The sequence below is a fragment of the Ruegeria sp. HKCCA5763 genome (genome assembly GCF_013034545.1).
Classification (GTDB): Bacteria; Pseudomonadota; Alphaproteobacteria; order Rhodobacterales; family Rhodobacteraceae; genus Ruegeria.
Window position 1 is genome coordinate 104,420 of sequence record NZ_WQGF01000010.1, and the last position, 17,865, is coordinate 122,284.

General features: G+C 57.9%; 20 protein-coding genes. 8 read left to right on the top strand and 12 right to left on the bottom strand.

Annotated features, from left to right (window positions below; genetic code table 11):
• Positions 1-14 precede the first annotated feature (14 nt).
• Complete coding sequence (locus GOV89_RS16940) at positions 15-1,277, top strand: FAD-dependent monooxygenase (protein ID WP_245222917.1); 1,263 nt, start codon at positions 15-17, stop codon at positions 1,275-1,277.
• On the opposite strand, the gene GOV89_RS16945 is transcribed toward GOV89_RS16940, so the two are convergent.
• From GOV89_RS16945 to GOV89_RS16970, 6 genes are all read right to left on the bottom strand, one after another.
• Positions 1,274-1,459 (bottom strand): Trm112 family protein, encoded by a 186-nt coding sequence (locus GOV89_RS16945; protein ID WP_171180252.1) that lies wholly within the window; start codon positions 1,457-1,459, stop codon positions 1,274-1,276. The two genes, GOV89_RS16940 and GOV89_RS16945, sit on opposite strands and share 4 nt — an antisense overlap.
• Complete coding sequence (locus GOV89_RS16950) at positions 1,456-2,097, bottom strand: LON peptidase substrate-binding domain-containing protein (protein WP_171180262.1); 642 nt, start codon at positions 2,095-2,097, stop codon at positions 1,456-1,458. The genes GOV89_RS16945 and GOV89_RS16950 overlap by 4 nt, the downstream gene beginning before the upstream one ends.
• 27 nt (positions 2,098-2,124) lie before the next feature.
• Positions 2,125-3,039 carry a thioredoxin gene (gene trxA / locus GOV89_RS16955; RefSeq protein ID WP_171180264.1) on the bottom strand — a complete coding sequence of 305 codons (915 nt, stop codon included), beginning with the start codon at positions 3,037-3,039 and terminating at the stop codon, positions 2,125-2,127.
• A gap of 75 nt (positions 3,040-3,114) precedes the next feature.
• Complete coding sequence (locus GOV89_RS16960; protein WP_171180266.1) at positions 3,115-3,903, bottom strand: exodeoxyribonuclease III; 789 nt, start codon at positions 3,901-3,903, stop codon at positions 3,115-3,117.
• A gap of 121 nt (positions 3,904-4,024) precedes the next feature.
• A complete protein-coding gene (locus GOV89_RS16965) occupies positions 4,025-4,765 on the bottom strand; it encodes a hypothetical protein (RefSeq protein WP_371810649.1) in 741 nt (246 codons plus the stop codon).
• Between the two features lie 263 nt (positions 4,766-5,028).
• On the bottom strand, positions 5,029-5,715 hold the full coding sequence (locus tag GOV89_RS16970; protein ID WP_171180271.1) for a response regulator transcription factor: 687 nt from the start codon (positions 5,713-5,715) through the stop codon (positions 5,029-5,031).
• Positions 5,716-5,877: 162 nt separating this feature from the next.
• Between GOV89_RS16970 and ribA the strand changes: the two genes are divergently transcribed.
• A complete protein-coding gene (gene ribA / locus GOV89_RS16975; RefSeq protein ID WP_171238682.1) occupies positions 5,878-6,969 on the top strand; it encodes a GTP cyclohydrolase II in 1,092 nt (363 codons plus the stop codon).
• Complete coding sequence (locus tag GOV89_RS16980; RefSeq protein ID WP_171238683.1) at positions 6,966-7,466, top strand: L,D-transpeptidase; 501 nt, start codon at positions 6,966-6,968, stop codon at positions 7,464-7,466. Before ribA ends, GOV89_RS16980 begins: the two co-directional genes overlap by 4 nt.
• On the opposite strand, the gene GOV89_RS16985 is transcribed toward GOV89_RS16980, so the two are convergent.
• Positions 7,450-8,109 (bottom strand): YggS family pyridoxal phosphate-dependent enzyme, encoded by a 660-nt coding sequence (locus tag GOV89_RS16985; protein ID WP_171238684.1) that lies wholly within the window; start codon positions 8,107-8,109, stop codon positions 7,450-7,452. The two genes, GOV89_RS16980 and GOV89_RS16985, sit on opposite strands and share 17 nt — an antisense overlap.
• Before the next feature lie 101 nt (positions 8,110-8,210).
• Positions 8,211-9,269: a porin gene (locus GOV89_RS16990; protein WP_171238685.1), complete on the bottom strand. Its 1,059-nt coding sequence runs from the start codon at positions 9,267-9,269 to the stop codon at positions 8,211-8,213.
• A 282-nt stretch (positions 9,270-9,551) separates the two neighbouring features.
• On the opposite strand from GOV89_RS16990, the gene GOV89_RS16995 reads away from it, so the two are divergent.
• From GOV89_RS16995 to holA, 4 genes are all read left to right on the top strand, one after another.
• Complete coding sequence (locus GOV89_RS16995) at positions 9,552-10,037, top strand: DUF3576 domain-containing protein (RefSeq protein ID WP_171238686.1); 486 nt, start codon at positions 9,552-9,554, stop codon at positions 10,035-10,037.
• Between the two features lie 72 nt (positions 10,038-10,109).
• Complete coding sequence (leuS, locus tag GOV89_RS17000) at positions 10,110-12,644, top strand: leucine--tRNA ligase (protein ID WP_171238687.1); 2,535 nt, start codon at positions 10,110-10,112, stop codon at positions 12,642-12,644.
• The gene (lptE, locus tag GOV89_RS17005) at positions 12,631-13,134 is read left to right on the top strand and encodes an LPS assembly lipoprotein LptE (RefSeq protein WP_171180286.1); all 504 of its coding nucleotides are present in this window, start codon (positions 12,631-12,633) and stop codon (positions 13,132-13,134) included. Before leuS ends, lptE begins: the two co-directional genes overlap by 14 nt.
• Positions 13,131-14,159, top strand: coding sequence for a DNA polymerase III subunit delta (holA, locus tag GOV89_RS17010; RefSeq protein ID WP_171238688.1), 1,029 nt, complete (start codon positions 13,131-13,133; stop codon positions 14,157-14,159). Before lptE ends, holA begins: the two co-directional genes overlap by 4 nt.
• A 1-nt stretch (position 14,160) precedes the next feature.
• Here holA and GOV89_RS17015 read toward each other — a convergent pair whose 3' ends face one another.
• On the bottom strand, positions 14,161-15,345 hold the full coding sequence (locus tag GOV89_RS17015; protein ID WP_171238689.1) for a TIGR03862 family flavoprotein: 1,185 nt from the start codon (positions 15,343-15,345) through the stop codon (positions 14,161-14,163).
• 48 nt (positions 15,346-15,393) lie between these two features.
• Here GOV89_RS17015 and GOV89_RS17020 point away from each other — a divergent pair, with 48 nt between their 5' ends.
• Positions 15,394-15,690 carry an HNH endonuclease gene (locus GOV89_RS17020; protein WP_171238690.1) on the top strand — a complete coding sequence of 99 codons (297 nt, stop codon included), beginning with the start codon at positions 15,394-15,396 and terminating at the stop codon, positions 15,688-15,690.
• Here the strand turns inward: GOV89_RS17020 and GOV89_RS17025 are convergent, their stop codons facing one another.
• Genes GOV89_RS17025 through GOV89_RS17035 form a run of 3 tightly spaced genes read right to left on the bottom strand, consistent with a single transcriptional unit; the run spans position 15,691 to position 17,773 of the window.
• Entirely contained in the window at positions 15,691-16,428 is a 738-nt protein-coding gene (locus GOV89_RS17025) for a VOC family protein (protein ID WP_171238691.1), read from the bottom strand.
• Positions 16,425-17,033 carry an enoyl-CoA hydratase/isomerase family protein gene (locus GOV89_RS17030; protein ID WP_171238692.1) on the bottom strand — a complete coding sequence of 203 codons (609 nt, stop codon included), beginning with the start codon at positions 17,031-17,033 and terminating at the stop codon, positions 16,425-16,427. The genes GOV89_RS17025 and GOV89_RS17030 overlap by 4 nt, the downstream gene beginning before the upstream one ends.
• Positions 17,030-17,773 carry an SDR family oxidoreductase gene (locus tag GOV89_RS17035; protein WP_171236087.1) on the bottom strand — a complete coding sequence of 248 codons (744 nt, stop codon included), beginning with the start codon at positions 17,771-17,773 and terminating at the stop codon, positions 17,030-17,032. Before GOV89_RS17035 ends, GOV89_RS17030 begins: the two co-directional genes overlap by 4 nt.
• Positions 17,774-17,865: the final 92 nt, after the last annotated feature.

Sequence of the window (17,865 nt, forward strand, 5' to 3'; positions counted from 1 at the left end):
CGACAGGACTGCACATGGACAATCCCGAAAGGGCGCGCATATTGCAGGGCATGACACAGGCATCTGACATTCTGATTGTGGGCGGCGGGCTGAACGGCCCAGCCTTGGCGCTGGCACTGGCACAAACCGGGCACTCGGTCACGGTGATTGATGCGCTGGCGGAAAAGGTTCGCAAGAATGCGGCATTTGACGGTCGTGCCTATGCGCTGGCCCTGGCGTCGCAACGGCTGCTGGATGCGATCGGCGTATGGGATCGCGTTGCTGAACACGCTCAGCCAATGCTGGAAATCAAGGTCACAGATGGCCATGCCGGAACAGGGCCATCGCCGTTTTTCATGCATTTTGATCATGCCGAGATCGAAGAAGGCCCGATGGGGTATATGGTCGAAGACCGCCATCTGCGCCGCGCTTTTCTGGACGCAATGGCAGAGGCGCCGCGCATCTCCCAGATAAGCGGTAAGACAGTTGTATCCCAACAAGCCGACGCCACCGAAGTGACCTTAACGTTGGACGACGGCACAACCGTGGGCGGCGGCCTGCTGGTTGGGTGCGACGGCCGCCGCAGTGACACCGCGTCACGGGCGGGTATTAAACGCACCGGTTGGGATTATGGTCAGACCGCGCTGGTCTGTGCCATCGAACATGATCTGCCGCACAATGGCATTGCCCATCAGTTCTTCATGCCCCCCGGTCCGCTTGCGATTCTGCCGCTGACCGGAAACCGCAGCTCTATCGTCTGGAGTGAGCGTACCGAGGCTGCAGCACGGATCAACGCCATGTCTGAAGAAGATTATCTGCAAGTGCTACGCCCAAGGTTCGGCGATTTCCTGGGTGATATCCGTCTGGCAGGCGACCGTTTCACATACCCGCTGAACCTGACCATCGCCAATTCCTTCATCAGTGACCGCATGGCACTGGTCGGCGATGCCGCGCACGGGATGCACCCAATTGCAGGCCAAGGGCTAAATGCCGGCCTGCGCGACGTCGGCGCATTGGCCGAGGTTCTGACACTGGCCGGGCGGCGCGGCGAGGATATCGGCTCGGTCATAGTGTTGGAGCGCTATCAGGAATGGCGCCGCTTTGACACCGCCTCGCTTGCGATGGCGACGGATGTCTTCAACAAGCTGTTTTCCAACGATAACCCCCTGCTGCGCCTCGGGCGGGATATTGGAATGGGAATTGTCGGGTCATTGCCCGGATTGCGCCGTGGCTTCGTTCGTGAGGCCGCAGGATTGACCGGAGATCTGCCCAAGCTGTTGCAAGGGCGAGCTATCTAGTCGAGCTGCCGCGCCTCATCGATCAACATGACCGGGATCCCGTTGCGGATGGGAAAGGCCAACCCGGCAGCTTTGGACACCAGCTCTTGTTTTTCTGCGTCATAACGCAACGTTGTGTGTGTCTGCGGGCAGATCAGCGCTTCGAGCATACGGCGGTCGAAAGCGTGGTCAGTGTCAGTCATTGCAGTTTTTCCTCGTTTGATCCGCCGCGCATGGCGAATTCAATCAGCGTCACCAGCGTCTCGCGCCGGGTACGCAGGCAGGGGGCCTCCAAAAGAGCTTGTTTTTCTTCGGGATCGAAATCCAAAAGCATAGACAATGAGTTCACAAGCAACTCATCTTCAGCGTCTTTCATTGACTCCCAATCGGTCGACAATTGCCGGGACAAAAAGAAACGTTCCAGAAGGGTCAGGAATTTCGGGCGATTGAACCCGTCGTCTTTCTCGGCCTTACCAAGATCGCGATCAAATCCATCCCACGAGACAGCACACCGGCGATAGGGTGTGAACGCGTCCAACTCTGACACAATTCGGAAGCGGGACACTCCGGTCAGCGTGATCAGATACCGGCCGTCTTCTGTTTCGGAAAACTGCGTCACCCGCCCCGCACAGCCAATACGGTGCAGCTTGTTCTCGTCGCTGACCGATGGGTTCGGCTGAACCATCGCGATCAGCCTTTCCTTGGTTTTCAGCGCATCGTCCAGCATCTGTAGATAGCGCGGCTCGAAGATGTGCAGAGGCAAAGGCGACCGGGGCAATAGCAGTGCCCCGGGCAATGGAAAAACGGATACCGTATCCGGCAAGTCGGCGGGATGAATCATGTACCCAATTCTAGCTCTGATCGGGGATTAGGCAAATATCATCGAGCTGAGTTTGCGGCGACCGTTCAGAACAATCGGATCATTGGGCTTGAGTGCATCAAAGATAGTAAAAAGCTGGGTTTTGGCCGCGCCGTCATTCCATTCGCGATCCCGGCGGAACAGCTCCAACAGTTGCGCCACAGCCTCTTCCACATCGCCGTTCGCATGCAGGGCCTGGGCCAGATCGAACCGGGCTTGGTGGTTGCCAGGATCAGCCTCAACAGCAGCCGTCAACTCGGCGACGGGGCCTGCATCCGCGGCCTGTTTGGCCAGCGCAAGTTGTGCATGTGCAGCCTCCAGCTCGGCGGATGTCGAAATCTCAGCTGGGGCGCCATTCAGAATCGCCTCGGCCTGTTCCAGATCGCCGGTTGCGATATGTGCCCGCACCAAACCGCCATAGGCTGCTGCGTGGTTCGGGTCTTCACCCAGAATGGCCGCAAAAGTTTGCGCCGCGTCCGCAGCCGCGCCTTCGGTCAGCATTTCCTCGGCGGCTTGCACTGCATCATCCAACTGGCCGCCCGGGCTTTCACCGCCAGCCGCTTCGATCACACGGTCGACAAACGCCTTGATCTCGGACCCTGGCAGCGCGCCCTGAAACCCATCGACCGGTTGGCCCTTGAAAAAGGCATAGACGGTTGGGATCGACTGAATCCGCATTTGCGAGGCGATCATCTGCGCCTCATCCACGTTGATCTTGACCATCTTCACCGCGCCTTTCGCGGCGGTAACAGCCTCTTCCAGCATCGGGCCCAACGTTTTGCACGGACCACACCAGGGTGCCCAGAAGTCAACAATTACTGGCGTTTCCTGCGAAGCTTCGACCACGTCGGCCATGAAAGTGGCCTCGCTCCCGTCTTTGATCAGATCGGTGGCGGGGGAATCTGCGCCGTTCAGAAGGTCCATGGCAATCACTCTTTCGTTCGAACTTGCGCCCTATATGCAATCGCTTGCCGCAGAAACCAAGGGCAGAGTTACATCTCAGACGTCAAAGGTCGCAAAGACCGGAGCATGATCGCTGGGCTTTTCCCACCCGCGCGCGTCCCGCAGGATGCGGCTGGAATGGCCCGCGTTGGAAATATCCGGCGTGGCCCAGACATGATCCAGCCGCCGCCCTTTATCGGCTGCGTCCCAATCGCGCGCCCGATAAGACCACCAGCTGTACAGCTGACCCTCAGGTATATCCTGCCGCGTAATGTCGACCCAACCACCTGCGTCCTGTGTTTCGGCCAGGTGCTCAACCTCGATCGGTGTGTGCGAGACAACCTTGAGCAGTTGTTTATGCGACCAGACATCGTCTTCACGCGGGGCGATGTTCAGATCGCCGACCAGTATGGATTTCTCGGGCTTCTCCGCATGGAACCAGTCGCGCATTTCGGTGAGGTAGTCGAGCTTCTGGCCGAATTTCTCATTCACCTCCCGATCCGGCACGTCACCACCTGCCGGGACATAGAAGTTGTGGATGGTGACACCATTCTCCAACCGCCCGGCAATATGGCGGGCGTGGCCAAGACCGGCGAAGTCCTTGTCGCCCACCTCTTCCATCGGCAGGCGCGACAGGATCGCGACGCCGTTATAGCCCTTCTGACCGCGTGCAACCATGTGGGTATAGCCCAGCTCGGCAAACCCTTCGGTCGGGATCTTTTCGACAGGTGATTTACACTCCTGCAGGCACAAAACATCCGGCGCTTCTTCCTGCAACAATTTCAATACGATAGGCTCGCGAAGGCGGACCGAGTTGATGTTCCAGGTGGCAAGGGTGAAGGGCATGGGGGATTCCTTTGTCGCGGTTGGACGGAGGTTAGCGTGGTGTGGGATGGGGTGCCATGGGAAAAGGCCCCAAAAAGCCAGGTCAATGAATGACCGCTATGCGGACGAAGCCGCCGTTCAATCAAAGGTCGGGTTTATGAAGTCCGGAAGCGATGCGCGCGCGCTCGTAAAGACGTGAAAGAAGTGCTCCTAAAAGGTTGACCCAGGTCATCGGAACTAGAACGACAAGGCCATGACCCTTCGTGAAACCTGGATTGCGTCGCTTAAAGAACTGCACGTCTGATGGATCAAGCTGTTCATTGAGACGTTTTTCTTGCGGTGTTTCGATAGTGACCCAGCCGACGTCCCGCACAAACGGGTCTTCTGGACGAACTGCCGGATCAGAGAAACTTTCTATGAGCTGGCGCGCGATTTCCTGAATATCAGCGGGCTGTTTAATGTCCGGGTGCGGGAAAATTCGCCGAAAATACTTGCAGAACAGGTGATAGCTCGATGTATGAACGAGCGTGCCGAGATAGTACACCGGGGTGAATGGATGGCTGAGCTTTTCAGTTAAAGCACGTACGATCCCGAAGCCGTAGGTTGCGCCGCGCCCGCGAAACCCAGGTTCCAACCCAGCCTCTGCCCGCAGTACTATGGCGCTGCGCCCATGCACTTGGCGTCGAAAACGGTGAACTGCACAATAACCAATAACACGTTGGTCTGCCGCGCAGTAAAGCTGGATGGATGTTGTTTCTGCCGGTGGTTCTATCACGTGCTGATGAAACTCTTCGGCGGAAACACCCGCAAAGATCTTTTGATGTACTGAATACAGTTTGTGCGACAGAGTTCGACGCTCACTGGCCGACAGTTGTGTCGGCACAACAATCCTGCTTCGGACAATCTTAGATACTTTTCCGGTATGGCGTTCCATTTCCATTGCGATCGATTGTAACGCGAGGGTTTGGAGATGTCTCTGCTGGGCTCAAAGCAGCCATCTTGCCAACCACCCCACAAAAAAAGCCGGGCCATTCGGCCCGGCAGTCCAACAGGGAGGTGCATGTCATGACCCGGACATGCGCGGGTTGGGAGTAACCTAATTATGAGTTCAGAGTATCACTTTGATCCACATCAATCCACACCCAGTTAAGACACCAGCCGATATCCACCCGATTCTGTGACCAAAAGGCGCGCATTGGACGGATCGGGCTCGATTTTCTGACGCAGACGGTAGATATGGGTTTCCAACGTGTGGGTTGTCACACCGGCGTTATAACCCCAGACCTCGTGCAGCAGAACATCCCGCGCCACGACGCCGTCGGTCGAGCGGTACAGGAACTTGAGAATGTTCGTTTCCTTCTCGGTCAGGCGAATTTTACGGTCATCTTCGGTGATCAACATCTTCATCGCCGGTTTGAACGTATAGGGGCCAAGCACAAAGACCGCGTCTTCCGATTGTTCGTGCTGGCGCAGCTGGGCACGGATGCGGGCCAGAAGTACGGGGAATTTGAAAGGTTTGGAGACATAGTCGTTCGCGCCAGCATCAAGACCCAGAATGGTATCAGCGTCGCTGTCATGGCCGGTCAGCATCAGGATGGGGCTTTTGACGCCTTGCTTGCGCATCAGGCGGCACAGCTCGCGCCCGTCCGTGTCGGGCAGGCCAACATCCAGAATGACCAAGTCATAGATCGCCTCACGCGCACGTTCCATCGCCGAGGCTCCGTCAGAGGCTTCGAACACATCGAAATCCTCGGTCATTACAAGTTGCTCGCTGAGAGCCTCGCGCAGATCCTCGTCATCGTCCACCAACAGGATTTTTTTGAGTTGTGCCATTTCCCGGTCCTCCAAACGCTTTTCCATCACTTGCGCGCGAAAGATGCAATCAACAAGATTTGCTGCAACGGTCTCACGCCTTCGTGTCAGAGTTCGCAGAAATGTTTCACATTTCGTTCCGAAAGAGCTAGGAGAAGGGTTGAACGTAATAGGGTAACCTAGATGAGTCTCGCCCCCGATATCACTGAGTTGCTGGCCCGAGCCCGGGCTGACTTGCGCATGGGTGTTCCCGTGGCACTGACCGACGACAGCGGTTATAGCGTGCTTGCAGTGTCGGCAGAGACGCTGAGCCCGCAGCGCCTGGCTGACCTGAAGGCATTAGGGACACCGGTTGTGGCGATAACCGGGCGTAGGGCCGAAACGCTCAAAGCGCGGGCCTATGACGGGGATTTAGCACGTGTTGTGGTGCCCGCAGATGCGGATATCACCTGGGTTCAGGCAGTGGCTGACCCTTCGGACGACCTGAGTGCGCCGATGAAAGGCCCGCTGATGACCGAGCGGCAGGGCAATGCCAATCTGCATCGTATCGCAATCGCGCTGGCAAAGTCCGCGCGGATTCTTCCAGCGGCGGTCGTTGTTTCGATAGAAGACGGTCGTTCGTTTGCTGCCACGCATGGCCTGACCTGCATTGATCACACGCGCGCCGCACCGCATCTGGCAGATCGTAGCGCATTGCACGAAGTGGTTGCCGCCCGATTGCCGATGGAAGTGTCAGAGGCCGGTCGCCTGCACGTTTTCCGGCCAGAAGATGGTGGCGAAGAACACTATGCCGTCGAAATTGGCCGCCCGGATCGGGACAAGCCGGTATTGGCCCGTTTGCACTCGGCCTGCTTTACAGGCGACCTGATGGGCAGTCTGAAATGCGACTGCGGGCCGCAGTTGCGCGGAGCATTGGCACAGATGGGATCTGAAGGCGCTGGTGTCTTGCTGTATCTCAATCAGGAAGGTCGCGGCATCGGATTGGCCAACAAGATGCGGGCCTATTTCCTGCAGGATCAGGGGTTTGACACGGTCGAAGCAAACCACAGGCTGGGTTTTGAAGATGATGAACGCGATTTCCGGCTGGGCTCGGACATTTTGAAATCACTGGGCTTCAACTCGGTCAGGTTGTTGACCAACAACCCGGCCAAGATCGCAATGATGGAGCGGACAGGGATTGCCGTGACCGAACGCGTGCCCCTGAAAGTGGGTGAAACAGCGCATAACCGGGGCTATCTGGCGACAAAGGCTACGAAGTCGGGGCATCTGCTTTGACCCCCAGTGACCTTGTGCTGACACCGCGCGGTATTCGGTTTCTGGGCAGAACCTTCCCTTGTTCCATTGGAAAAGGCGGTTTGAGCAAATCAAAGCGAGAAGGTGATGGTGCGACACCCACTGGGGCGCATCGGATTATCGGAATGCTTTACCGCGCAGACCGGATTGCACGACCGAATTACTGGGCGCGACCGATTGGCCCGCAGGATTTATGGTCGGATGACGTATCTGACAGCAACTACAACCACATGGTTGCTGCGCCATACGCCTTTAGTCACGAAACACTTCGTCGATCCGACCCGCTTTATGATCTGGTTCTTTTGACAGACTGGAACTGGCCCAACGCCGTCCCCGGCGATGGATCAGCAATCTTCTTACACCAATGGCGCAGGCCGGGCTATCCAACCGAAGGATGCCTGGCTTTTCGTCGGGACCATTTGCACTGGATCGCGGGGCGCATTGCCTTGGGAACCCGCCTGATTATTCCTGAGGTTTAACGCGTTCGCCAAAAATGGCCGAGCCAACGCGGATATGGGTTGCACCCAAAGCGATAGCTTGCTCGAAATCGCCACTCATCCCCATCGACAATCCCTCTAGCCCATTGCGCGCGGCGATTTTGGCTAAAAGAGCGAAATGCAGCGTAGGCTCTTCGTCTACGGGAGGGATACACATTAATCCACGTACCGGCAGATCCAAGGCCGTGCAGTCGGCGATAAACCCGTCAGCATCCGCGGGAAGTATACCGGCCTTTTGTTCCTCCTCACCTGTGTTGACCTGAATGAACAGATCCGGGCATGACCCCATCTCTTGCGCCAATCGCGCCAGCGTCTTGGCCAGTTTAGGGCGATCTAAAGAGTGGATCGCGTTGCACAGCTCCATCGCCTGCCGAGCTTTGTTGGTCTGCAACGGGCCAATGAGGTGCAGATCGACCCCATCGAACTGTTCTTTGAAGGCCGGCCATTTCCCGGCGGCTTCCTGCACCCGATTTTCGCCGAAACACCTGTGCCCCTGCTCCAGGACCGCCTGTACACGTTCATTCGGCTGAACTTTCGACACGGCGATGAGTTTAACCGAGCCTGTCGGACGCCCCGACCTGTCCTCGGCTTTGGCGATACGAACGGTGATATCTTGCAGCGACATGGGATCCTCAATCTGTCTTTGGCGCAGAAAAACACCAAGTCGGCACAAAAGAAAAGGGCGAGTCCGAAGACCCGCCCTTAAACCTTACGGTTCAGATCAGCTTAGAAGTTGAACTGAGCACCGAAGTCAGCAACGATGGTCGAGTCTGCGCAGATGTCGCAGTCGTTCATACCGATACCACCGCGCAGCGATGCACCGCCACCCAGGTCGTAGATCGCACCGATTGCGACCTGCTGAGTGTCGAGGTCGGCGTTGCCGTCACCGTAGGTGAACAGCAGGGTGGTTGCAGCGCCCAGGTTGTAGGCTGCCGACAGACCCCATGCGGTGCCGTCAGTTGCTGCGATTCGGGTTTTGTCGTCTGCAACGAACAGAGTACCCGAGAAGTCACCCCATTCACCACCCAGAGTCAGAACGGTCAGGCTCGGTTTGCTAAGACCGGGAGCTACGTCGGTCTGACCGTAAGCCACAGCGGCGGTGATGTTGTTGAACGTGTAGGTCGCGCTGACATCCCAACGGTCAGCATTGGAAGGAACACCGTTGAGAGCAACGGTCGCCTGGTCGTACGACGCGCCAAAGGCGAAGTCACCAACCGCGTACTGGAAGAACACGGCGTTCGCACCCGAACCGGTCGACGAGTAACCCAGGAAGCTGTAGTTAACACCCGAATACTGGCCTGCGAACAGTTCCAAACCAACTTCGTTGCCATAGTAGTTTGCCAAGTTGTCGAATGCACCTGCAACGTTGCCCGCGTCAACACGCAGACCGCCGTAGATGACGGAGAAGCGCGCGCCGTTCAGGCCGGCCGAGTTTGCTTCACCGTTGCCGCTGTCTTCGTCAGCTTGCAGACGAACACGACCTTCGAAGCGAACGCCACCGTCGGTTTCAACGATGCCGTCGATGTTCAGACGGAAACGCGAAACCAGGATTGCGTCGTCAGTGTCAACAATTGCAGTGCCGACAGTGGTTTGACCGGGATTGACGTTAATTACACCGCCCGAAATTGTGGTTGTGGTCACATTTGTGTTCACGTTCGGAACGGAACCGATACGATCTTCAACGTACCCAATACCAAAACGGCCGTAACCGCTGAAGTTAACTTCAGCTGCTGCAACGCCTGCGGTCGCGATCAGCGCCGTCGATGCGAAGAGAACTTTTTTCATCTTGTTTCCCTCGGTTTCAAAAAGAGTTATCTACTCGACACATGCCTCGGCATATGTCTCAGCACGGACACCGTTTCGCTCTTTTTGCCCCCTTTGCGCAAGCTTAGCATAAACGCTGCGGCGTCATTGGGGTCAGATTGGTGCAAGGATGCCACAGTCCGCTCACCCCCCAATACCGGCCACCCACCAGGATTTCAGAAGAATAGGGTTGTTGCAGAGGGGGTCCTTGGCTAGGAGTATGCCCTGAATACCGTAGAACAAGTGAAACAGGACCGGTTTACAATGCGCCTGCCGACGATTTTGGGATTGATCATGCTGACCGCCGTTGTTTCGGCATGTGGACAGAATCAAAGCGCCTCGACGACCTATACGCCCAACCTCGCCGGCGGCAATTCAGATGAGCGCGAGTTGAACGATCCTAACCGTTCGACAATTTGGGACATTTTCGACCGCAGCACAGCCGAGCAGGTGACCAATGTGAATCGCTACCTTTGGGCGGCTTCACTTGATGTGCTGAGTTTCCTGCCCGTGCAAGAAGTCGATCCGTTTACCGGTGTCATTGTAACGGGTTACGGCACACCACCGGGTGGAGGGCGTTCATACCGGGCTACCGTTCACATCAGTGACCCAGCGCTGGCTGCCAGGTCGTTGTCCGTTGCTCTGCAAGCCAACGGCGGGGCACCTGTAAGCGCTGCAACGACCCGCGCTGTAGAGGACGCTATTCTGTCTCGTGCGCGTCAGCTACGCATTGCGGACAACAAGTTCTAGCAACCCGCCGAAAATCACACTAATACCACGCCGGGTTCCTACCCGGCGTTTTCATTCACGAAGGACCGCAAAATGTCGCGCTATTCGGCCAACGAAATCGAAGCAAAATGGCAAGAGGCCTGGGACAAGGCTGGAATCTTCACCGCCAACCACAAGGCGGACAAGCCAAAGTATTATGTGCTTGAGATGTTCCCTTACCCGTCCGGCCGAATCCATATGGGGCATGTGCGCAACTATACGATGGGTGACGTGATTGCGCGTCACAAGCTGGCGACAGGGCATAACGTACTGCACCCGATGGGATGGGACGCCTTCGGGATGCCTGCCGAAAACGCGGCGATGGCTATTGGTGGCCATCCGAAAGATTGGACTTATGGCAACATCGCCGACATGCGCGGGCAGATGAAGCCTTTGGGTCTGTCGATTGACTGGTCTCGTGAATTCGCCACCTGTGACCCTGAATACTATGGCCAACAACAGGCTCTGTTCCTGGACATGCTCGAAGCCGGGCTGGTTTACCGCAAGAACGCGGTGGTGAACTGGGACCCGGTCGACATGACCGTTCTGGCCAACGAACAAGTGGAAAACGGGCGCGGGTGGCGTTCGGGCGCTTTGGTCGAGCGTCGCGAACTGACGCAATGGTTCTTCAAGATTTCCGACTATTCCGAAGAACTTCTGGACGCGTTGGACACGCTGGACAATTGGCCCGCCAAAGTGCGCCTGATGCAGGAAAACTGGATCGGCAAGTCGCGCGGCCTGCAATTCGGGTTCGAACGCACCGATGGTGGCGACCCAATCACGGTTTACACGACTCGCCCCGACACGCTGCTGGGCGCGTCCTTTGTTGGTATCTCGCCGGATCACCCGATTGCTAAACAGCTTGAAGCAGAAAACCCCGAAGTTGCTGAATTTGTTGCCGAATGCCGCAAAGGCGGCACCACCGAAGAGGCCATCGAGACCGCCGAAAAGCTAGGCTATGACACCGGTATTCGCGTCAAGCACCCGCTGGACCCGAACTGGGAACTGCCGGTTTGGATCGCGAACTTCATCCTGATGGATTACGGCACGGGCGCGATCTTTGCCTGCCCGGCGCATGACCAGCGCGACCTTGATTTCTGCCGCAAATACGACCTGCCGGTGATCGATACGTTCTTTGCCCTGGACGATGACACGCCGGTCGACAAGATCGCGTTCGTTCCGCCGAAAACCGAAAAAGTCCGCTGGGTGAACCATTTCGCGGGCCTGACCGAGGCAACCGGCGACGAGGCGATCAACGCAACTGTCGACTTTGCAGAGAACGCTGGCTGGGGCGAAGGTGTCACCAAGTACCGCCTGCGTGACTGGGGCCTCAGCCGCCAGCGGTATTGGGGCTGTCCGATTCCTGTTGTGCACTGCGACAGCTGCGGTGTAGTGCCCGAGAAAAAAGAAAACCTGCCAGTCCGCCTGCCCGACGATGTCACATTCGACAAACCGGGCAACCCGTTGGACCGCCACCCGACGTGGCGGGATTGCGCCTGCCCGAAATGTGGGGCTCCGGCCAAGCGTGAAACCGACACGATGGACACGTTTGTCGATTCGTCGTGGTATTTCGCCCGCTTCACCGCGCCACGGGCCGAAACGCCCACCGATCCGGCCGAGGCCGAGTACTGGATGAATGTCGACCAGTATATTGGTGGCATCGAACACGCGATTCTGCACCTGCTGTATTCCCGGTTCTTTGCACGCGCGATGAACATAACCGGTCACCTACCGAAAAAGGCCATCGAGCCCTTCGATGCGCTGTTCACGCAAGGCATGGTGACGCATGAGATCTACCAGACCAGAGACGCGAATGGCCGCCCGGTCTATCACCTGCCCGAGGACGTTACCGACGGCAAACTGGCAGATGGCACTGAGGTCGAGATCACCCCCTCGGCCAAGATGTCGAAATCCAAGAAAAACGTGGTGGACCCAGTTAGCATTATCTCGGCCTTCGGAGCCGACACCGCGCGCTGGTTCGTACTGTCCGATTCGCCGCCCGAGCGGGACGTGGAATGGACTGCTTCGGGTGCAGAGGCTGCCTTTAAACACCTGAGCCGCGTACATCGCATCACCTATGAAATCGTCGAGTCGGACGTTCCGGCCAATGGTGAAGACGAAACCCTGCTGCGCGAGATGCACAAGGCGATCCACGATGTCTCGGGCGGCGTCGAATCCTTTGGCTTCAACGCCTCGATTGCCAAACTGTATGCTTTCACCAACACGCTAGCCAAATCCAAGGCAGGCTCTGGGGCCAAACGCGAAGCCGCCAAAACGCTGGCACAGCTGATGTCGCCGATGACACCGCACCTGTCTGAAGAGCTTTGGAACATGTTGGGTGGTGAAGGTCTGGTTGCCACCGCAACCTGGCCCGTCGCTGATGAGGCGATGCTAGTTGATGACACCGTTACCCTTCCGATCCAGATCAACGGCAAGCGTCGCGCGGAAATCAGCGTCTCCAAGGATCTGGCCAAGGACGAGGTTGAAAAAATCGCGCTCAGCACCGAAGCTGTGCAAAGGGCGCTGGATGGCAACGCGCCCAAGAAAGTGATCGTAGTTCCAGGTCGGATCGTGAATGTCGTTGTTTAACCGCAGAACCCTTTTGCTGATGCCGCTGGCCGCCTGTTTCCTTGGCGCGGCCTGTGGCTTCCAACCGGTCTACGCACCTGGGGGAACGGGTTCGCAACTCTACGGCAAGGTTGCTGTGTCCGAGCCGAACAATGTCGACAGCTATCTTCTGGTCCAGAATCTGGAACAGCAACTGGGCCGCAGCGCTGATGCGGTCAGCAAGTACAAATTGGACGTGCGGGTCACAACCGTGACGCGTAGGGCTGCGATTACCACGACGAATGAAACGCAACGGTACACGATTGACGGGCGGGCCCAGTATACGCTGCGGTCCAATGCAACCGGACAGATCGTGGCTTCGGGTACTGCGACCGACTTTGTGGCCTATTCCGCCGCGGGTTCGACCGTTTCCACCCTGGCTGATGAGCGCGACGCCAAAGACCGCCTGATGGTGATTCTATCGAGCCAGATCGTGAACCGATTGAATTCAAAACCGGATCTGGCCACATGAAGCTGAGCCCGCGCGAGGCTGATGGATATTTCTCCAAGCCGGACGCGGACAAGACCGGGTTGCTGATCTATGGCGCGGATGCGATGCGGGTCGCGCTCAAGCGTCAGCAGGTTCTGACAGCTTTGCTTGGCCCCGGTGCCGAAGAGGAAATGCGCCTGACACGCCTGCCCGGCAGCGATCTGCGCGGTGATCCCGCGTTGTTGCTGGATGCCGTCAAGGCCGTTGGGTTCTTTCCCGGCCCCCGCGCGGTATTTGTCGAAGAGGCCACCGAAACCGCAGCACCTGCGATTTTGGCCGCACTTGAAGATTGGACCCCCGGAGACGCCCAGATCGTCGTTACGGCCGGGCAACTGAAACCCAGTTCGAAGATTCGCAAAGCGTTTGAAGGGCACCCCGCAGCCTATGCGGTTGGCATCTATGACGACCCTCCGTCCCGCGCCGAAGTAGAACGGATTCTGACCGAGTCAGGCCTGAAGAACATACCCCGCGATGTCATGTCCGCCATTAGCGAGCTGGCCGTCAGCCTCAGCCCCGGCGATTTCGCCCAAACCGTTGAGAAACTGTCGCTTTACAAGCGCGGCGACAGTTCCGAGCTGACCATCGAAGACATCGAAGCCTGCGCCCCACGCTCGACCGAAGCCGCATTGGACGATGTTCTTAACGTGGTAGCCGAAGGCCGCGCGGGCGAGATCGGACCGCTGATCCGGCGCTTGCAGGCGCAAGGGACAAATGGTGTGACATTGTGCATTGGGGCGACCCGGCATTTTCGCACGCTTTACGCCTGCGCCTCAGATCCGGGCGGCGCGGCACAGGGGATAGGAAAACTGCGCCCGCCGGTTTATGGCAAACGACGGGACCGTATTCTGCGACAAGCACAGGGCTGGGGTGCACCCAAGCTGGAAACTGCGCTGACGGTTCTGACTGACACGGATTTATCGCTTAGGTCTGCAGGTCAAACGGCACCCGCTATGGCCTTGGTGGAACGCGCCATGATCCGCCTTGCGATGCTGGCGCGATCACGTTGAACTACCGGGTCTTTTCCAGCCAATCTGCGGCTGCCAGACCAGCCCACCGTCCGGTAGCCAGACAGGCTGTCAGCAAATAACCCCCTGTCGGGGCCTCCCAATCCAACATCTCTCCGGCACAGAACACACCCGGCAACGCGGTCAGCATCAGGCCGCCATCCAACGACGCCCTTTTTACGCCCCCTGCCGTCGAGATTGCTTCGTCCATCGGGTGCAGACCGGCGTACAGGATGGGCAGTTTCTTTAACACTGCAAACTGATCTGGTTGAGCTGTGCCCCTGCGTTTCATCATCTCATGGAAAATTGCGGCTTTTTGAGGCGACAGGTTCAGCGACTTTCTCAGCCATTGGGACAGTGTAACCTTCGACCGTTTCGCGGCATAGCGCGCGTGCAGGGTTTTGTGATCCAGATCGGGCACCAAATCCACAAACAACGACTGCCCGGCACGCAAGGCTGGGGTGAGCGAATACAGCCCGCCGCCCTCCAGCCCCTTTGCAGAAATTACGGCTTCGCCTCGACTTTGAGAATCGCCTGCCATCCAGCGGACCGATTTCAACGCGGCCCCAAAGTGTGGTCGCATATGATCGCTCCAATCTACGGAAAGAGCAGAATTTGCCGGCTCGAATGGAGCCAGAGCCACACCTATACTTGCAAGAGCTTCTGTCCACTGACCGTCCGAGCCAAGGCGCGCCCAACTTGCCCCGCCCAGCGCCAGTACGGTGACATCAGTCGAAACGCTGCGCACCCCGTCGGGGGTGTCGAACTTCAGCGCCTCACCCTCCCAGCCTGTCCAGCGCCAGCGGGTATTGACCTCTACTCTTGCGTTTCCTAACCGGGCCAGCCAGGCGCGCAATAGGGGGGAGGCTTTCATAACCTCGGGAAAAACCCGGCCTGTTGAGCCTGTAAACAACGGCTGACCCAGATCGCGCGCCCAGTGTTGAACCGCATCGGAATCGAAAGCGGAAACCATCGGAGTCAACCAATCCGCAGCCTCGCCGTATGCGCGGATCAAGGTATCGAACGGCTCTTCCTTGGTCAGGTTCAGTCCAGATTTTCCAGCCATCAGGAACTTACGCGCGACTGACGGTTTAGCCTCGGCCACCAGCACGGAATGCCCTGCAGCGGCCAGTTGTTCGGCGGCCATCAACCCGGCGGGGCCTGCTCCGATTACCACTGCCTGCGCCATTCACATCCTCTTGCCTTCGCCACTTTCAGGCGCAAGTTTCTAACCATCATGACGAACAGCGATCCGATCTGCCCGCTTTGCGACCGCCCGATCCCCGACGGAGGCGGCAGCCTGCATCATCTGATCCCAAAACTCAAAGGAGGCAAGGGCGGGCCAACCGTTCTTTTGCATCAGATCTGCCATAAGGAGGTCCATGCCACACTGACCGAGGCCGAACTGGCGCGCAATTACAACACTGTCGAAGCCCTGCGCGCGCATCCAAGGCTTGAAAAGTTCCTGAACTGGGTTCGCAAACGCCCACCCGGCTTTCGGTCAAAGGTTCCAGGCAAACGGCACGGACGGTAATCAACCCGGCAGGATCGGATCACCAAAGGCGTCGTTCAAAGGTTTAGGCACGCCTTCGATTTCAATGCCCTGATAATCTGGTACAGGCGCGAACTGAGCCCCCGCAACGTGCTGAAATTCCAGCGTTGTATAGGGCCGTTTCCAAAGCCATTCGCGGTTTTCAACCGACCACAGATCGGGATTTGGGGGCGTTTCCTGCGTGAAGGCATAGAAATGCAGATCAAAGCCGTAAGGAGCAACCTCTTGCATGGACAACAATGACATACCTTGCCCGCGCCAAAACGTGTCTTCAGCCGCGATATCCCCGGTCCGCAACGTGATCTGACCGATCCGCTCCTGCGCGAACGGCGCATCGGGTTCAGCGGCGTACGGAGGCCGGTTGCCTTCGAAATCATGTTGCAACAGCTCGATGACAAAGCCTTCGGGGTCGGTCAGATGACACATGTAGCCGATATCCATGAACTGGTTCGGATCGCTTACCGGGACATCCCGCGCGCGCAGATGGGTCGCCGCAAGATCAACATCCGGTACGGTTATGCCGATCTTCCAATAGCGCTGGCCTCGGTCATGGGTGTATCCACCGCCGCCGGGCAGCAACAGAAGATCTGCATCCTCGCCCGCATAACCTACACGAACGTTAGCCCCTTCTTCCCTGACAAACATTCCCAAAATGTCGCGATAGAAGGCCGCCAAATTGAGCGGATCAGCGACCCGCAGGCGCAGGGCCGACAGCCTCATGAACACAACCTTGCGATTCCGGCGGCAATCTTCGGGTCGGCGTTGACGCTATCGGCCACCAGATCGCGCGCGGTCTGCATCAGGTGATCAAGTTCGACAATCCGGTCCACCAAACCAAAATCATATGCCTCTTGTGCGCTGATTTTCTGGCCCGCCATCAAAATAAGCTTGGTACGTGCCGGTCCCACCAAAGCCGCCAACCGCTTGGGGTCGGAAGGTTGCGGCAGAAACCCCAGCTTCATCACCGGATAGAAGAACTTGGCCGAGGGCACCGCGATACGCAAATCGCAGGCCAAGGCCATACCGTTGGCCCCGCCAGCCAGAGTTCCGTTCAGTGCAGCAACAGTTAGGCAGGGCAGAGCCGCAATAGCACCAGAAAGACGTTCCCAGACATCCGACGTGGCCAGACCGGCGCGCGCTTCGTCAAGATCGGCACCGGCACTGAACACCTTGCCCGCCCCCGTCAGGATCAACGCCTTCGCCTCGGTCGCGGCCTCGGCAATCTCGGCCAGTTCGGTAAGCATGCCCCCGGTCAGAGCGTTGGCCTTGCCCGGGTTATTGATTGTGACTGTCCACAGGCCATCCGCTTTGATCAAATTGATCATATCAGCCCAACCCGTTTGCGAATATCCTCCAACCGCAGCGAGATTTCGGTGCCTAAAAACTCATTCGCATCATCGGAACACATCCAGAGCAGCGCCCGCGCGGGCCAGTCTGCGGGAATGTGCACATCCCAATCCAGTTGACTAACCGGATTGATGCCGCTGGCCTTGATCGACCGCTGCATATCCGTGGCCACCGTCCCCGGTGACAGGCCCATGGCGCGAATACCGTTATGGGCCTCTTCCAGATGCAGACATTCCGTTAGCATTTTGGCCCCGGCCTTGGACGCGCAATAATGGCTCCATGCCTCAACCGGGTTTGATGCGGCCCCGGACGAGATGGTCAGAATGCTTCCCCCGCCAGCGGCCCGCATGATCGGCAGCGCGGCGCGCATTCCATAAAAGACACCCTTGAGGTTGATGTCGATGGCCTTGCTCCATGCCTCAGTATCGGCGTTCGAGAGATGAAAGATCGGATCGATCACACCGGCGTTTCCGATCAGAACATCCAAGCCACCGAAGCGGTCGACACAGGTGGCCACGGCCTGCTCGACCTGCGCAAAGTCGCTGACATCACACGCCAAAGCGATGGCCTGATCGCCCAAAGCGGCTGCCAAAGCATCGATCTGGTCGTGGCTGCGCGCCACCAAAGCCACATTGGCCCCGGCTGCGGCAAAAACGCGCCCTGCTTCAGCCCCGATTCCCCGGCTGGCCCCTGTAATAAGAACCGTTTTACCCTGCATCTGCCTCTCCTCACGCGCTGCAATTGCTTTCGGCTACAGCCGTAGCCCGGAAACGGGGAAAGGGTCCAGCCCTTGCCCCCCCTTGACGATAC

Coding starts and splice junctions, on each gene's coding strand:
- GOV89_RS16940 (WP_245222917.1), top strand. CDS start 15: ATGGACAATCCCGAAAGGGCGCGCATATTGCAGGGCATGACACAGGCA.
- GOV89_RS16945 (WP_171180252.1), bottom strand. CDS start 1,459: ATGACTGACACTGACCACGCTTTCGACCGCCGTATGCTCGAAGCGCTG.
- GOV89_RS16950 (WP_171180262.1), bottom strand. CDS start 2,097: ATGATTCATCCCGCCGACTTGCCGGATACGGTATCCGTTTTTCCATTG.
- trxA (WP_171180264.1), bottom strand. CDS start 3,039: ATGGACCTTCTGAACGGCGCAGATTCCCCCGCCACCGATCTGATCAAA.
- GOV89_RS16960 (WP_171180266.1), bottom strand. CDS start 3,903: ATGCCCTTCACCCTTGCCACCTGGAACATCAACTCGGTCCGCCTTCGC.
- GOV89_RS16970 (WP_171180271.1), bottom strand. CDS start 5,715: ATGGCACAACTCAAAAAAATCCTGTTGGTGGACGATGACGAGGATCTG.
- ribA (WP_171238682.1), top strand. CDS start 5,878: ATGAGTCTCGCCCCCGATATCACTGAGTTGCTGGCCCGAGCCCGGGCT.
- GOV89_RS16985 (WP_171238684.1), bottom strand. CDS start 8,109: ATGTCGCTGCAAGATATCACCGTTCGTATCGCCAAAGCCGAGGACAGG.
- GOV89_RS16990 (WP_171238685.1), bottom strand. CDS start 9,269: ATGAAAAAAGTTCTCTTCGCATCGACGGCGCTGATCGCGACCGCAGGC.
- GOV89_RS16995 (WP_171238686.1), top strand. CDS start 9,552: ATGCGCCTGCCGACGATTTTGGGATTGATCATGCTGACCGCCGTTGTT.
- leuS (WP_171238687.1), top strand. CDS start 10,110: ATGTCGCGCTATTCGGCCAACGAAATCGAAGCAAAATGGCAAGAGGCC.
- lptE (WP_171180286.1), top strand. CDS start 12,631: ATGTCGTTGTTTAACCGCAGAACCCTTTTGCTGATGCCGCTGGCCGCC.
- holA (WP_171238688.1), top strand. CDS start 13,131: ATGAAGCTGAGCCCGCGCGAGGCTGATGGATATTTCTCCAAGCCGGAC.
- GOV89_RS17015 (WP_171238689.1), bottom strand. CDS start 15,345: ATGGCGCAGGCAGTGGTAATCGGAGCAGGCCCCGCCGGGTTGATGGCC.
- GOV89_RS17020 (WP_171238690.1), top strand. CDS start 15,394: ATGACGAACAGCGATCCGATCTGCCCGCTTTGCGACCGCCCGATCCCC.
- GOV89_RS17025 (WP_171238691.1), bottom strand. CDS start 16,428: ATGAGGCTGTCGGCCCTGCGCCTGCGGGTCGCTGATCCGCTCAATTTG.
- GOV89_RS17030 (WP_171238692.1), bottom strand. CDS start 17,033: ATGATCAATTTGATCAAAGCGGATGGCCTGTGGACAGTCACAATCAAT.
- GOV89_RS17035 (WP_171236087.1), bottom strand. CDS start 17,773: ATGCAGGGTAAAACGGTTCTTATTACAGGGGCCAGCCGGGGAATCGGG.